13 protein-coding genes are annotated in these 14,025 nt (G+C 68.5%); 9 read left to right on the plus strand and 4 right to left on the minus strand.

The genetic code is table 11. The features are described 5' to 3' along the window. Positions 1 to 55: 55 nt before the first annotated feature. Complete coding sequence (locus tag ACFWVP_RS31390) at positions 56 to 1,537, minus strand: hypothetical protein (protein WP_384501370.1); 1,482 nt, start codon at positions 1,535 to 1,537, stop codon at positions 56 to 58. 129 nt (positions 1,538 to 1,666) lie between these two features. Further along, positions 1,667 to 1,864: a hypothetical protein gene (locus tag ACFWVP_RS31395; protein ID WP_384501371.1), complete on the minus strand. Its 198-nt coding sequence runs from the start codon at positions 1,862 to 1,864 to the stop codon at positions 1,667 to 1,669. A 160-nt stretch (positions 1,865 to 2,024) separates the two neighbouring features. Here ACFWVP_RS31395 and ACFWVP_RS31400 point away from each other — a divergent pair, with 160 nt between their 5' ends. After that, positions 2,025 to 2,999, plus strand: coding sequence for a carbohydrate kinase family protein (locus tag ACFWVP_RS31400; protein ID WP_384501372.1), 975 nt, complete (start codon positions 2,025 to 2,027; stop codon positions 2,997 to 2,999). Between the two features lie 7 nt (positions 3,000 to 3,006). Here the strand turns inward: ACFWVP_RS31400 and ACFWVP_RS31405 are convergent, their stop codons facing one another. Continuing rightward, entirely contained in the window at positions 3,007 to 4,392 is a 1,386-nt protein-coding gene (locus tag ACFWVP_RS31405) for a cysteine desulfurase/sulfurtransferase TusA family protein (protein WP_384501373.1), read from the minus strand. 273 nt (positions 4,393 to 4,665) lie between these two features. On the opposite strand from ACFWVP_RS31405, the gene coxB reads away from it, so the two are divergent. From coxB to ACFWVP_RS31425, 4 genes are all read left to right on the plus strand, one after another. Next, positions 4,666 to 5,634 (plus strand): cytochrome c oxidase subunit II, encoded by a 969-nt coding sequence (gene coxB / locus ACFWVP_RS31410; RefSeq protein ID WP_384501374.1) that lies wholly within the window; start codon positions 4,666 to 4,668, stop codon positions 5,632 to 5,634. Then, positions 5,631 to 7,367, plus strand: a complete 1,737-nt coding sequence (gene ctaD, locus ACFWVP_RS31415; protein ID WP_384501375.1) for a cytochrome c oxidase subunit I — start codon at positions 5,631 to 5,633, stop codon at positions 7,365 to 7,367. Before coxB ends, ctaD begins: the two co-directional genes overlap by 4 nt. Continuing rightward, positions 7,364 to 7,762, plus strand: a complete 399-nt coding sequence (locus tag ACFWVP_RS31420; RefSeq protein WP_384501376.1) for a cytochrome c oxidase subunit 4 — start codon at positions 7,364 to 7,366, stop codon at positions 7,760 to 7,762. The genes ctaD and ACFWVP_RS31420 overlap by 4 nt, the downstream gene beginning before the upstream one ends. A 125-nt stretch (positions 7,763 to 7,887) precedes the next feature. After that, positions 7,888 to 9,141 (plus strand): Ig-like domain-containing protein, encoded by a 1,254-nt coding sequence (locus ACFWVP_RS31425; RefSeq protein WP_384501377.1) that lies wholly within the window; start codon positions 7,888 to 7,890, stop codon positions 9,139 to 9,141. 57 nt (positions 9,142 to 9,198) lie between these two features. Here the strand turns inward: ACFWVP_RS31425 and ACFWVP_RS31430 are convergent, their stop codons facing one another. Beyond that, positions 9,199 to 9,600 (minus strand): hypothetical protein, encoded by a 402-nt coding sequence (locus ACFWVP_RS31430; RefSeq protein ID WP_384501378.1) that lies wholly within the window; start codon positions 9,598 to 9,600, stop codon positions 9,199 to 9,201. A gap of 187 nt (positions 9,601 to 9,787) precedes the next feature. Here ACFWVP_RS31430 and ACFWVP_RS31435 point away from each other — a divergent pair, with 187 nt between their 5' ends. The 4 genes from ACFWVP_RS31435 to ACFWVP_RS31450 are packed head-to-tail and all read left to right on the plus strand — an operon-like array spanning position 9,788 to position 13,944. After that, the gene (locus ACFWVP_RS31435; protein ID WP_056784286.1) at positions 9,788 to 10,408 is read left to right on the plus strand and encodes a heme-copper oxidase subunit III; all 621 of its coding nucleotides are present in this window, start codon (positions 9,788 to 9,790) and stop codon (positions 10,406 to 10,408) included. 55 nt (positions 10,409 to 10,463) lie between these two features. Continuing rightward, entirely contained in the window at positions 10,464 to 11,273 is an 810-nt protein-coding gene (locus tag ACFWVP_RS31440) for a c-type cytochrome (RefSeq protein WP_384501379.1), read from the plus strand. Then, positions 11,270 to 12,322, plus strand: a complete 1,053-nt coding sequence (locus ACFWVP_RS31445) for a Rieske 2Fe-2S domain-containing protein (RefSeq protein WP_384501380.1) — start codon at positions 11,270 to 11,272, stop codon at positions 12,320 to 12,322. The genes ACFWVP_RS31440 and ACFWVP_RS31445 overlap by 4 nt, the downstream gene beginning before the upstream one ends. Further along, positions 12,319 to 13,944, plus strand: coding sequence for a cytochrome bc complex cytochrome b subunit (locus ACFWVP_RS31450; RefSeq protein WP_384501381.1), 1,626 nt, complete (start codon positions 12,319 to 12,321; stop codon positions 13,942 to 13,944). The genes ACFWVP_RS31445 and ACFWVP_RS31450 overlap by 4 nt, the downstream gene beginning before the upstream one ends. Positions 13,945 to 14,025: the final 81 nt, after the last annotated feature.

The following is a 14,025-nucleotide window of genomic DNA, read 5'->3' on the forward strand; positions in this document are numbered from 1 at the left end:
CCCGGATCCCCGGGTGTGCCGCCGCCGTCGTCGTACGCCGTACGTGTGGGGGCTGTCAGCCGCGCGGCACCGAGGCTCCCGAGGCCGCGTCGACGACCTTCCGGTCACCCAGCGGGGCGTCCAGCGTCACCGTCCGGGTCACTTCCTTCGCGATCAGGATGCACGCCTTGCCGGGCTCCGGCTGCGACTCGGTGACCTTCACCCGGACCGTCGTGCCGCTCTCCGTGGCACGCGCCGCGTACGTGCTGCACACGCCTCCCCAGAACGTCACCTCCAGCGTCCGGCCCTCGTCGCTGTACGAGATGATCCGCCGCTGCCCGGCCGTCGTGTCGTCCGAGCCCGTCCCCGGGTCCCGCGGGACCTTCGTGGGCTCCGGAGCCGGCCGGGTGGTGTCCTTCGCCAGGTACTCGGGGTCCACGGCCACCCGTACGACCGTGTTCTCCGGGCCGCCCCCCTCGGGCCGTACGGAGAACAGCCACGAGGGCACGAGCACCCGCTCCCCGTCCGCGTTCCGCGCGGCCAGCCCCAGCACCGCCTCGTCGACCGTCACGGTGGTGGTCTCCGGGGTGCGGCCGCTCCCGCCGGAGCAGTCCGTCGCCTTCGGTGCGGCGGAGTCGCCCTCCAGCGGTACGGGGGTCGCGCAGCCGCCGACACCGCCCTTCGCGGCGCTCCGGTTCTCCGCGTTCAGCTGCTTCAGCGCCTCGTCCGCGCCGATGACCGGATAGGTGTCGCTCTTCTCCAGGCCCTTCAGCTGCCCGCTGCCGCCCACGATCTCGCCCCCGGCACCCACCTGGACGCCGGTCGACCAGCCGTACGTGGGCAGCCCGCCGACCACCGGGTCGGCGTTCACCACACGTACGGAACCCATCAGCTGCCCGGCGTCGAGTGCCGCGTCGTCCTGCCCCACGGCCTTCAGCACCGGGAGCGCGGCGGCCTCGGCGGCCCTCTCGCCGACGGGCGAGCCGGTGCCCGGTGCCGCGTCCTTCGAGCAGACCGTGACCGACTCGCACGCGTCCGGGCCGCCCGGGGCGTAGCGGGCGAAGGTCCAGGTGCCCGGAGCCCGCTCGGTCACCCGCAGCACCGGCCCCGACCCGTCCCCGTCACTGCCGACCTTCCAGGCGGTGCCGTCGGAACGCGGCGTTCCCCGCACCCCGAGGGCCTTGGCCAGCCGTGCCACCTCCGCCGAGGTCACCTTGCCGTCGGCCCGGTGCACGGCGGCCGTGTCCGGGCCGTCCGGAAGCTCTCCCGAGGCGCGGTAGACGGTCCCGCCGCCGTGCGGATCCGGTTCACCCGGTGCGATGCCCGGCGCGGGCGCCGTCGGGCCGCCGTCGGCCGCGACGTCCAGCGACAGTGGTGGGGGCGAGGCGGCCCCGGGGTCGGGGCCGAGCCCCGGGCCCGCCTCGCCCGCCGCCGTCGAGGCCCAGTACGCGCCGCCGCCACCGGCCAGCAGCACAGCTGCCGCCACCGAGGTTACGGCGAGCGGCGAACGCCGCCGCCGGATACCGGTCACGTCCTTCACGGGTCGCTCGGTGCTCACCGGATCGCTCCTTCGACTGCATAGCCGCCACTGGCTCATCGCCTGCCCCCCGAGTGGGAACAACGGTGGGACGGAGCAGGGGAGCGCGCGGTTCCACCGACGGGTGCCGGGGGAGCCGCCGCCGGCCGGTCAGTCCCCGTAGTCGGACATGGCGTCGATCAGCCGGGCCGACGAGGGCGGCACCGTGACCCCGTGAATCAGGGACGGCGCCACCGGCTCGGTGGCAGTCTTCGCGGGGACGACCCAGTGCGGCGCCATGCGGGCGCAGTCACCGCGCAGCTCGGCCAGGCTCATCTCGGACTCGCGCGGAACGATGTTGTTCGACATATCCGCACCGTACGCACGGTGGCACTCAGGTAGAAAGCCCTACTATCGGGTAGTTTTCGCCCTTCGGATCAGACGGCGATACCGGGTAGCGTGAACTGTCATGCCGTCCCGGAGGGCGCGCTCACGCGTTCCCTTCGCCTTCCGCAGGAGCAGCTTCCCCGTGCGCATTGCAGTCACCGGCTCCATCGCCACCGACCACCTCATGACCTTCCCCGGCCGATTCGCCGACCAGCTCGTCGCGGACCAGCTGCACACGGTCTCGCTCTCCTTCCTGGTCGACAACCTCGACGTGCGCCGTGGAGGTGTCGGCGCCAACATCGCCTTCGGTATGGGCATGCTCGGCGCCCGCCCGATCCTGGTCGGTGCCGCAGGATCGGACTTCGACGAGTACCGGTCCTGGCTCGACCGGCACGGCGTCGACACCGGATCGGTCCGGATCTCCGAGGTCCTGCACACGGCCCGCTTCGTCTGCACGACGGACTCGGACCACAACCAGATCGGGTCCTTCTACACCGGCGCGATGAGCGAGGCCCGCCTCATCGAGCTGAAGAGCGTCGCCGACCGGGTCGGCGGCCTCGACCTCGTCTCCATCGGCGCCGACGACCCCGAGGCGATGCTCCGCCACACGGAGGAGTGCCGTGCCCGCAACATCCCGTTCGCCGCGGACTTCTCGCAGCAGATCGCCCGGATGGACGGCGACGACATCCGGATCCTCCTCGACGGCGCCACGTACCTCTTCTCCAACGAGTACGAGAAGGGGCTCATCGAGTCCAAGACCGGCTGGAGCGACGAGGAGATCCTCTTTAAGGTCGGCCACCGTGTCACCACCCTCGGCGCCCGCGGCGTCCGCATCGAGAAGGCCGGTCAGGACCCGATCGAGGTCGGCTGCGCCGAGGAGGAGCGGAAGGCCGACCCGACCGGCGTCGGCGACGCCTTCCGGGCCGGATTCCTCTCCGGCCTCGCCTGGGGCGTCGGCCTGGAGCGCGCCGCCCAGGTCGGCTGCATGCTCGCGACCCTGGTGATCGAGACGGTCGGCACCCAGGAGTACACCCTGCGGCGGACCGACTTCATGGACCGCTTCACCAAGGCGTACGGCGACGAGGCCGCCACCGAGGTCCGCGCGCACCTCTCCTAGGACGGGCTCAGACGAGCCGGCGGACCACATAGGCCGAGCCCCGGTCCGCCGGCTCCTCGCCCACGTACTCCTGCTCGCGCATCTCGCACCAGGCGGGAATGTCGAGCCGGGCGGCCTCGTCGTCGGCGAGGACCGTCACCGTGCCGCCCACGGGTACCTCTCCGATCACCTTTGCGAGTTCGATCACCGGGATCGGGCAGCGCCTGCCCAGCGCGTCGACGACGAGCGCCGCACGCGGGGCGGGGGAGGGGGCCGCCGCCGACGGTGCCCCGAGCCGCTCCCGCACCCCGGCCACCACGCCCGGCAGCACCTCCAGGAAGCGGTCCACCTCGGCCCCGGTGGTCCCGGACGGCAGCGACACGCGGATGTTTCCCTCCGTGAGCACCCCCATCGCCTTGAGGACATGGCTCGGGGTCAGGGTGCTGCTCGTGCAGGACGAACCGGATGAAACAGAGAATTCCGCCCGGTCCAGCTCATGGAGCAGTGTCTCTCCGTCGACATAGAGACAGGAGAAGGTGACCAGGTGCGGCAGCCGCCGCACCGGATCGCCGACCACCTCCACATCCGGCACCAGACCGCCTCCCACCGCGGCCCGGATGCGGTCCACCAGGGCGCGCAGCCGTACGGACTCCTCGGCGGCCTCGGCACGCACCGCCCGCAGCGAGGCCGCCGCCGCCACGACGGCCGGGATGTTCTCGAAGCCGGCGGCCCGCCCCGACTCCCGCTCGTCGGCCGGACCCCGGGGCGCGAACCTGACGCCCTTACGCACGGCGAGCAGCCCGACCCCGGCCGGCCCGCCCCACTTGTGGGCGCTGGCGGTCAGCAGCGACCAGCCGCCCCGCACGGGTCCCCAGCCCAGTGACTGGGCGGCGTCCACCAGCAGCGGCACGCCCGCCGCCGAGCAGATCTCCGCGGTCTCGGCCACCGGCTGCTCGGTGCCCACCTCGTGGTTCGCGGACTGGAGGCAGGCCAGCGCGGTGTCGGCACGCAGCGCCGCGCCGTACGCGGCGGGGCCGACCGCGCCGGACCGGTCCACCGGCACCTCGGTGAAGGAACCGCCGGCGGCCTCCAGCGCCGCGGCCGCGTGCAGCACGGACGAGTGCTCGACCGCCGAAAGGACCAGATGGCGGCCGACACGCCGACGGCCGGAAAGAGCCCCGGCGATCGCGGAGTGCACCGCACGCGTTCCCGACGAGGTGAAGACGAGCTCGTCCGGCCGGCACCCGACGGCCTCCGCCGAGGCCTCCCGGGCCGCGTCCAGCAGCAGCCCGGCCCGCCGCCCCTCGCGGTACAGCCGGGCCGGGTCGGCCCAGCCCTCGTCCAGCGAGGCAAGCAGCGCCTGGCGGGCGACGGGGTGCAGGGGGGCGGAGGATGCGGCATCGAAGTAGGGCACACCGCCACGCTAGCCCTCACCGGTGCCTCACTCCGGGGACGGTCCGGGTACCGGCAGGGGAGAGGGAGCGTCAGATGACGTCCGGAGGCCCGGATTCCACCCCTTCGGGGTGTCGGGCGGCGCGTTGGGCACCCTCCCCGCGCGACCCCAAATAGCGTCCAGTAGGGTTTGGTCCGCATAAACATCCAAACCCCTGCCCGCGTCAGGGCCGGCGACCGACCAAGCGAAACGGCCGCGCCGACCGTGCGGGCGAGACTCTCGGGAAGGCGCTACGTGAGTCCCAACGGCTCCGACCGCTCGTCGCGGCGCCCGATGCGGCGGAAGCTGCCGCAGGTGCTGACTGCGGCCCTGGTCCTGGCGACGGCCTCCGGTTGTGAATACAACTGGGAGGATTTCCCCCGCCTCGGTATGCCCACCCCGGTAACGGAAGAGGCCCCTCGGATCCTCTCCCTCTGGCAGGGCTCGTGGGCGGCAGCGCTCGCCACGGGTGTCCTGGTCTGGGGACTGATCCTGTGGAGCGTCATCTTCCACCGGCGTAGCAGGACCAAGGTGGAGGTACCTCAGCAGACCAGGTACAACATGCCCATCGAGGCGTTGTACACAGTGGTCCCCCTCATCATCGTCTCGGTGTTCTTCTACTTCACCGCGCGCGATGAGTCGAAGCTCCTCGAGCTCAGCCCGAAGCCCACCCACACGATCAACGTGGTCGGCTACCAGTGGAGCTGGGGCTTCAACTACATCGAGAACGTGGAGGGCTCGCCCTCCACCGGCGGCGAGATCCCGAAGGAACTCGACGCCATCCCCGACAAGTACCGCAAGGACTTCCCCAAGGACGCCGGCGGCGTCTACGACGTGGGCATCCCCGGTACGCGCAACCCGCAGAACGGCAACCCGGGTCCGACCCTGTGGCTGCCGAAGGGTGAGAAGGTCCGCTTCGTGCTGACTTCGCGTGACGTCATCCACTCCTTCTGGGTGGTGCCGTTCCTCATGAAGCAGGACGTCATTCCGGGCCACACCAACGCGTTCGAGGTGACTCCGAACAAGGAGGGCACCTACATGGGCAAGTGCGCCGAGCTCTGCGGCGTCGACCACTCCCGGATGCTCTTCAACGTCAAGATCGTCTCCCCCGAGCGTTACCAGCAGCACCTCAAGGAGCTGGCGGAGAAGGGTCAGACGGGCTACGTGCCGGCAGGCATCGAGCAGACGGACCCGGCCAGGAATGCGGAGACGAACAAACTGTGAGCATCCTCAACGAATCTCAGGGTGCCGCGGCAGCAGACGACTCTTTCGAGGACGAGCTGCCGGTGCGGCGCAAGCAGCCGGGGAGCGCGGTCGTCAAGTGGCTCACCACCACTGACCACAAGACCATCGGCACGATGTACCTGGTCGCCTCGTTCGCGTTCTTCTGCATCGGCGGTCTCCTGGCGCTCTTCATGCGCGCCGAGCTGGCCCGCCCCGGTACGCAGATCATGTCGAACGAGCAGTTCAACCAGGCGTTCACGATGCACGGCACGATCATGCTGCTGATGTTCGCGACGCCGCTCTTCGCGGGGTTCGCGAACTGGATCATGCCGCTGCAGATCGGCGCGCCCGACGTGGCGTTCCCGCGGCTGAACATGTTCGCGTTCTGGCTGTACCTCTTCGGTTCGCTCATCGCGGTGGCCGGCTTCCTCACCCCGCAGGGCGCCGCCGACTTCGGCTGGTTCGCCTACTCCCCGCTGTCGGACGCGGTCCGCTCGCCGGGCATCGGCGCCGACATGTGGATCATGGGTCTGGCCTTCTCCGGCTTCGGCACGATCCTGGGTGCGGTCAACTTCATCACCACGATCATCTGCATGCGCGCCCCCGGCATGACGATGTTCCGCATGCCGATCTTCACCTGGAACGTCCTGCTGACCGGTGTCCTGGTCCTGCTGGCCTTCCCGGTCCTGGCCGCGGCACTCTTCGCGCTGGAAGTCGACCGGAAATTCGGCGCACATATCTTCGACGCCTCCAACGGCGGCGCATTGCTGTGGCAACACCTCTTCTGGTTCTTCGGACACCCAGAGGTGTACATCATCGCCCTGCCGTTCTTCGGAATCGTTTCCGAGATCATTCCGGTATTCAGCCGGAAGCCGATGTTCGGTTACATCGGTCTGATCGCGGCGACCATTTCCATCGCCGGCCTCTCGGTCACGGTGTGGGCGCACCACATGTACGTGACCGGCGGTGTGCTGTTGCCGTTCTTCTCGTTCATGACCTTCCTGATCGCGGTACCGACCGGTGTGAAGTTCTTCAACTGGATCGGCACGATGTGGAAGGGGTCGTTGTCCTTCGAGACACCGATGCTCTGGTCGGTCGGCTTCCTGATCACCTTCGCCTTCGGTGGTCTGACCGGCGTGATCCTGGCCTCGCCGCCGCTGGACTTCCACGTCTCCGACTCGTACTTCGTCGTCGCGCACTTCCACTACGTCGTGTTCGGCACCGTGGTCTTCGCGATGTTCGCCGGATTCCACTTCTGGTGGCCGAAGTTCACCGGCAAGATGCTGGACGAGCGGCTCGGCAAGATGACGTTCTGGACGCTGTTCGTCGGCTTCCACGGCACCTTCCTGGTGCAGCACTGGCTCGGTGCCGAGGGCATGCCGCGTCGTTACGCGGACTACCTCGCCGCCGACGGCTTCACCGCGCTGAACACCATCTCGACGGTGTCCTCGTTCGTGCTCGGCCTGTCGATGCTGCCGTTCTTCTACAACGTGTGGAAGACCGCGAAGTACGGCAAGAAGGTCGAGGTCGACGACCCGTGGGGCTACGGCCGTTCGCTCGAATGGGCGACGTCCTGCCCGCCCCCGCGGCACAACTTCGTCAGCCTGCCGCGCATCCGTTCCGAATCCCCGGCGTTCGACCTGCACCACCCGGAGATCGCGGCGCTCGAGCAGCTCGATCACCTCTCCGAGGGTGACAAGGTCCTCGTCGGTGGCAAGGAGGACGGCAAGTGAAGATCCAGGGCAAGCTCTTCCTCTGGCTGAGCGTCTTCATGCTGGCCATGGCCGTCACGTACGGCGTCTGGTCGAAGGAGCCGGTGGGCACCACCGCGCTCGTCCTGTCCTTCGGACTGACCGTCATGATCGGCTTCTACCTGGCCTTCACGGCCAACAGGGTCGACAAGATGGCCCAGGACGACAAGGAAGCCGACATCATGGACGAAGCCGGTGATGTGGGGTTCTTCTCCCCGCACAGCTGGCAGCCGCTCTCGCTGGCCATCGGTGGCGCCTTCCTCTTCCTCGGCGTCGTCTTCGGCTGGTGGCTGGCCTACTTCTCGGCCCCGCTGCTCCTGATCGGCCTCTTCGGCTGGGTCTTCGAGTACTACCGGGGCGAGAACCGCACCCAGTAGCACCACGCCGTCCACGGACGGCGGCACCCGTACGGGGGCCCGCACCACTCGTCACAGAGCGGTGCGGGCCCCCGTTTGCAGTCACTGAACGCGCTGGATCGGATGAATCTTCTTAGCGTGGGTTCATGAACCACACGCCGCGCATCCGCACTTCGGTGAGCTGCACCCTGCTGGTCGTGACCCTGGTTGCGGGTGCGACCGCCTGTGGCGAGCCCGATGGCCATCCCCTGTCCCTGAAGCCGCACGACGCGGCCGACCTGGTCACCTTCAACGGTCCCTCCAAGGACGAGAGGGCCGACCCCGACAAGCCCCTCGAAGTCACCGTCAAGGATGACGACGTCCGCATCACTGATGTGACGGCCGTCGACACGGAGGGCCGCCACCTGGCGGGCGAACTCGACGCCGACGGGAAGCGCTGGCACTCCACCGCCTCGCTCGCGGCCGGCACCCGGTACACCGTCAGGGTCTCCACGGAGGACGGCGACGGCGCCCCCGGCAGCCGTACGTACGCCTTCGGCACGACCTCCGCGAAGAAGTTCCTGAAGGTCTCCTTCGGTCCGCAGGCGGGCACCTACGGCGTCGGGCAGCCCGTCACGGCGGAACTCAGCGCTCCGGTCACCGACCGGGCGGCCAGGGCCACCGTGGAGCGCGGGCTGCAGGTCCGGTCCACCCCCGCGGTCACGGGCTCCTGGTACTGGGTCGACGCCAAGACCCTGCACTACCGGCCCAAGGAGTACTGGCCCGCCGGCGCCACCATCGACGTCCGCAGCAACCTCAAGGGCATCAAGGTCACCCACGCCCTCCACGGGGCCGCCACGAAGCCCCTGAAGCTCGCCACCGGCGACCGCATCGAGGCCATCACCGACGCCTCGGACCACTCCATGACGGTCCTGCGCAACGGAGAAGTGATCAACACCATTCCGGTGACCACCGGCAAGCCCGGCTTCTCCACCCGTAACGGCGTCAAGGTCGTGCTCGGCAAGGAGTACTACGTACGCATGCGCGGCGAGAGCATCGGTATCGCCGCCGGCTCGTCCGAGTCGTACGACCTCCCCGTCTACTACGCGACCCGCGTCACCTGGAGCGGCGAGTACGTCCACGCGGCCCCCTGGTCGACGGGATCACAGGGCAACGCCAACGTCAGCCACGGCTGCACCGGCATGAGCACCGCCGACGCCGAGTGGTTCTTCGACACCGTGCGCGAGGGAGACATCGTCGAGGTCGTCGGCAGCGAGGGCGAGACGATGACGCCGTTCGACAACGGCTTCGGAGACTGGAACCTGGCCTGGGACAGCTGGCAGAAGGGCAGCGCGCTGCGCAGCGGCACGCCCGACGCGGGCACCGACGTCCAGGCGGCGCGGCTGCGCCCCCAGGTCTGATCCGGCCGGGGAGTGCGCCGCGCCGGGCAGGGACCGTACGCAGGGTCCCCGGACCCGTCAGGCCCCGACGGACAGCCGGTGGCGCAGCAGGGAGGCCAGGGCGTCCGCGAAGTCGACCGGGTCGACCGGATGGGTCACCGCCGCGTCCGCGCGGCTCCAGGTGGCCAGCCAGGCGTCCTGCGGGCGCCCGATGAGCAGCAGCACGGGCGGGCAGTCGAAGATCTCGTCCTTGATCTGCCGGCAGACGCCCATACCGCCCGCGGGCGCCGTCTCGCCGTCCAGCACGCAGACGTCCACACCGCCCCGGTCGAGCGCGCTCAGGACCGCGGGCAGCGTGGCGCACTCCAGGAACTCCACTTGGGGCACGTCCGCCGCGGGCCTGCGGCCGGCGGCCAGCTTCACCTGCTCACGGGTGTTGGCGTCGTCGCTGTAGACCAGGACCGTGGCGGTCGGCTGCATTGTTCCTCCGTGACATCTGTGTCTTCGGGGCTCTCGGGGCATGAACCGATGGGCGGATCGTACTCCGGCGGACAGCCTGTCAGCACCGGTAATGACAGCGTTTCGATGGGCCGTTCGGTGCGGACACACTCCACTGACACACCGAACAGCACCCCCGGGAGTGAGGGCGGGATAAGCGACCGACATAATGTCGGTCGTGGCGACAGCAACGACAGTAGAAACCGGGCACGCGCACCCGTCGGTCAATCGACCGAACCTCACCAGCGTCGGAACCATCATCTGGTTGAGTTCCGAGCTGATGTTCTTCGCGGCCCTCTTCGCGATGTACTTCACCCTGCGATCGGTGATGGGACCCGACCACTGGAAGGAGATGGCCGACCATCTGAACTTCCCGTTCTCGGCGACGAACACGACGATCCTGGTGCTTTCCTCTCTCACCTGCCAGCTCGGCGTCTTCGCCGCGGAGCGGGGCGATGTGAAGAAGCTCCGCACCTGGTTCATCATCACGTTCGTGATGGGTTCGATCTTCATCGGAGGCCAGGTCCTCGAGTACACCGAGCTGGTCAAGGACGCGGGTCTCTCCCTGTCCTCCGACCCGTACGGCTCGGTGTTCTACCTGACGACCGGCTTCCACGGTCTGCATGTGACAGGCGGTCTCATCGCCTTCCTGCTCGTTCTGGGCAGGACGTACGCGGCCTCGAGGTTCACCCACGAGCAGGCCACCGCGGCCATCGTCGTGTCCTATTACTGGCACTTCGTCGATGTCGTCTGGATCGGCCTGTTCGCCACGATCTACATGATCAAGTAACCGGGCTCGCACCCACCCACCATCGACGCAGAAGATCCTGACACCGGGGTAATCCGTGAAAAAGCTCTCCGCACGACGACGCCATCCGCTGGCGGCGGTCGTCGTACTACTCCTCGCGCTGGCGGCTACCGGGGGGCTGTACGCCGCGTTCGCGCCTGCGGGTAAGGCGCAGGCCGACGAAACCGCCCAGTCCCTCGCCATCGACGAGGGCAAGAAGCTCTATTCCGTAGGCTGCGCCAGCTGCCACGGAGCCGGCGGTCAGGGCACCACCGACGGGCCGTCCCTCGTGGGCGTCGGCTCCGCCGCCGTCGACTTCCAGGTCGGTACCGGACGCATGCCGGCCCAGCAGCCGGGTGCCCAGGTGCCGAAGAAGCCGGTCATCTACACCCAGGCCGAGATCGACCAGCTCGCGGCATACGTCGCGTCGCTGGGCGCCGGTCCGATCACGCCTACCGAGAGCCAGGTCGACCCCGCGGGCGCCGACGTGGCCAAGGGCGGCGACCTGTTCCGCAACAACTGCGCGCAGTGCCACAACTTCACCGGTCAGGGCGGTGCCCTCACGAACGGGAAGTACGCCCCGGACCTCGAAGGTGTGAGCCCGAAGCACATCTACGAGGCCATGCAGACCGGCCCGCAGAGCATGCCGTCCTTCCCGGACAGCACCATGCCGGAGCAGCAGAAGAAAGACATCATCGCGTACATCAAGACCGTCAACGGCAGTGAGTCCGAGACCCCCGGTGGGCTCTCGCTCGGTGGCCTCGGCCCCGTCAGCGAAGGTCTCTTCGGCTGGATCTTCGGCCTGGGCGGCCTGATCGCCATCGCCGTATGGGTCGCGGCCCACACCGCTAAGGCCAAGAAGTCATGAGTAGCCAACAGATTCCAGAAGAGCACCTGCCGGTAGAGCAGGGCACCGCGCACGGCGCGGTAGAGGCGGCGGGCGACCCGTTCGCCGACCCGGGGCTGCCGGCCCACAGGCCGCGCATCCAGGACATCGACGAACGGGCCGCGAGGCGCTCCGAGCGAGCCGTCGCCTTCATGTTCACGCTGTCCATGCTGGCGACGGTCGGCTTCATCGCCTGCTACGTCATCTTCCCGGTCGACAGGATCGTCTACATCTGGCCGTTCGGGCACGTGAGCGCGCTCAACTTCTCCCTGGGTCTGACCCTGGGCGTCGCGCTCTTCGCCATCGGCGCGGGCGCCGTCCACTGGGCGCGCACCCTGATGTCCGACGTGGAGGTCGCCGACGACCGGCACGCCATCGAGGCGACGCCCGAGGTCAAGGCCAAGGTCATGGCCGACTTCGCGGCCGGTGCCGCGGAATCGGCGATCGGGCGGCGGAAGCTGATCCGCAACACCATGTTCGGCGCGCTGGCCCTGGTGCCGCTCTCCGGCGTGGTGCTGCTGCGCGACCTCGGTCCGCTGCCGGAGAAGAAGCTCCGCAAGACCCTGTGGGCCAAGGGCAAGCAGCTCGTCAACATGAACACCATGGAGCCGCTGCGTCCCGAGGACGTCGTCGTCGGTTCGCTGACCTTCGCCATGCCCGAGGGCCTGGAGGAGGACGCGCACGACTTCCAGACGCAGATCGCCAAGGCAGCCCTGATGATCATCCGCATCGAGCCGGACAACATCAAGGACAAGCGCGAGCGCGAGTGGGCCCACGAGGGAATCGTGGCCTTCTCCAAGATCTGCACCCACGTCGGCTGCCCGATCAGCCTGTACGAGCAGCAGACGCATCACGTGCTCTGCCCGTGCCACCAGTCCACCTTCGACCTCTCCGACGGCGCCCGCGTCATCTTCGGTCCGGCCGGTCACGCCCTTCCGCAGCTGCGGATCGGCGTGAACAGCGAGGGTAACCTCGAGGCGCTCGGCGACTTCGAAGAGCCCGTCGGTCCTGCCTTCTGGGAGCGCGGATGAGTACTACGACGGAAACACAGCGCAAGGCGCCCGCCGGTGAGCGGGTCGCCGACTGGGCGGACGGCCGGCTCGGCATCTACGGCCTGGCCAAGGCCAACATGCGCAAGATCTTCCCGGACCACTGGTCCTTCATGCTCGGTGAGATCTGCCTCTACAGCTTCATCATCATCATCCTCACGGGTGTGTACCTGACGCTGTTCTTCAACCCGAGCATGAACGAGGTCGTGTACCACGGCTCGTACGAGCCGATGCAGGGCATCCGGATGTCCGCGGCCTACGCCTCGACGCTGGACATCAGCTTCGACGTCCGCGGTGGCCTGCTGGTCCGGCAGATCCACCACTGGGCCGCGATCATCTTCCTCGCCGGCATGTTCGTCCACATGTTCCGGGTGTTCTTCACCGGCGCGTACCGCAAGCCGCGCGAGATCAACTGGCTGTTCGGCTTCCTGCTCTTCGTGCTCGGCATGTTCACCGGGTTCACCGGCTACTCGCTCCCGGACGACCTGCTCTCCGGTACGGGTGTGCGCTTCACGCAGGGCGCGATCCTGTCGATGCCGATCGTCGGTACGTACATCTCGATGTTCCTGTTCGGCGGGGAGTTCCCCGGTACGGACATCATCTCGAGGTTCTACTCGATCCACATCCTGCTGCTGCCGGGCATCATGCTCGGGCTCGTGGTCGCCCACCTCATCCTGGTCTTCTTCCACAAGCACACGCAGTTCGCCGGACCGGGCAGGACGAACAAGAACGTCGTCGGCATGCCGCTGCTGCCGGTCTACATGGCCAAGGCCGGAGGATTCTTCTTCCTGGTCTTCGGCTTCATCGCGATCCTCTCCGCGATCGCCACGATCAACCCGATCTGGGCGCTCGGCCCCTACCGTCCCGACCAGGTGTCCACAGGCGCCCAGCCGGACTGGTACATGGGATTCGCGGAAGGCTTCGTCCGGGTGATGCCCGGCTGGGAGATCAACCTCTGGGGCCACACACTGGTCCTCGGCGTGCTGATCCCGCTGGTGCTGTTCGGCGTGGTCCTCGGGGCTCTCGCGATGTACCCGTTCATCGAGTCGTGGATCACCGGGGACAAGCGCGAACACCACATCCTGGACCGTCCGCGCAACGCTCCGACCCGTACCGGGCTGGGCGTCGCCTGGGTGACGATCTACTTCGTCATGCTGATCGGCGGCGGCAACGACATCTGGGCGACCCACTTCCACCTGTCGCTCAACGCGATCAGCTGGTTCGTACGGATCGCCTTCTTCGTCGGACCGGTCCTGGCGTTCATCGTCACCAAGCGGATCTGCCTCGGCCTCCAGCGCCGCGACAGGGAGAAGGTGCTGCACGGGCGCGAGTCCGGCATCATCAAGCGCCTGCCGCACGGTGAGTTCGTCGAGATCCACGAGCCGCTCGGTCCGGAGCAGCTGCACACGCTCACGGCGCACGAGCAGTACAAGCCGGTCGAGATCGGCCCCACGGTCGACAAGAACGGCGTCGAGCGCAAGCCGTCGTCGCTCCAGAAGCTGCGGGCCAAGCTCAGCAAGAGCTACTACGGCGAGGAGAGCCAGATCGCCAAGCCCACCGCCGAGGAGTACAAGGAGATCACCAGCGGCCACGGCCACCACTGATCACCTCAGCTGACCGCCACAACGGGAGCCCCGTCCATTCGATGGACGGGGCTCTTCGCCGTTCCCGGGGCTGGATAGGGT

The sequence above is a fragment of the Streptomyces sp. NPDC058637 genome (assembly GCF_042717325.1).
Taxonomy (GTDB): domain Bacteria; phylum Actinomycetota; class Actinomycetes; order Streptomycetales; family Streptomycetaceae; genus Streptomyces.

Excerpts from the sequence above, each read along its gene's own strand:
- ACFWVP_RS31395 (WP_384501371.1), bottom strand. The coding sequence starts at position 1,864 with ATGTCGAACAACATCGTTCCGCGCGAGTCCGAGATGAGCCTGGCCGAG.
- ACFWVP_RS31425 (WP_384501377.1), top strand. The coding sequence starts at position 7,888 with ATGAACCACACGCCGCGCATCCGCACTTCGGTGAGCTGCACCCTGCTG.
- ACFWVP_RS31430 (WP_384501378.1), bottom strand. The coding sequence starts at position 9,600 with ATGCAGCCGACCGCCACGGTCCTGGTCTACAGCGACGACGCCAACACC.
- ACFWVP_RS31435 (WP_056784286.1), top strand. The coding sequence starts at position 9,788 with ATGTCGGTCGTGGCGACAGCAACGACAGTAGAAACCGGGCACGCGCAC.
- ACFWVP_RS31445 (WP_384501380.1), top strand. The coding sequence starts at position 11,270 with ATGAGTAGCCAACAGATTCCAGAAGAGCACCTGCCGGTAGAGCAGGGC.
- ACFWVP_RS31450 (WP_384501381.1), top strand. The coding sequence starts at position 12,319 with ATGAGTACTACGACGGAAACACAGCGCAAGGCGCCCGCCGGTGAGCGG.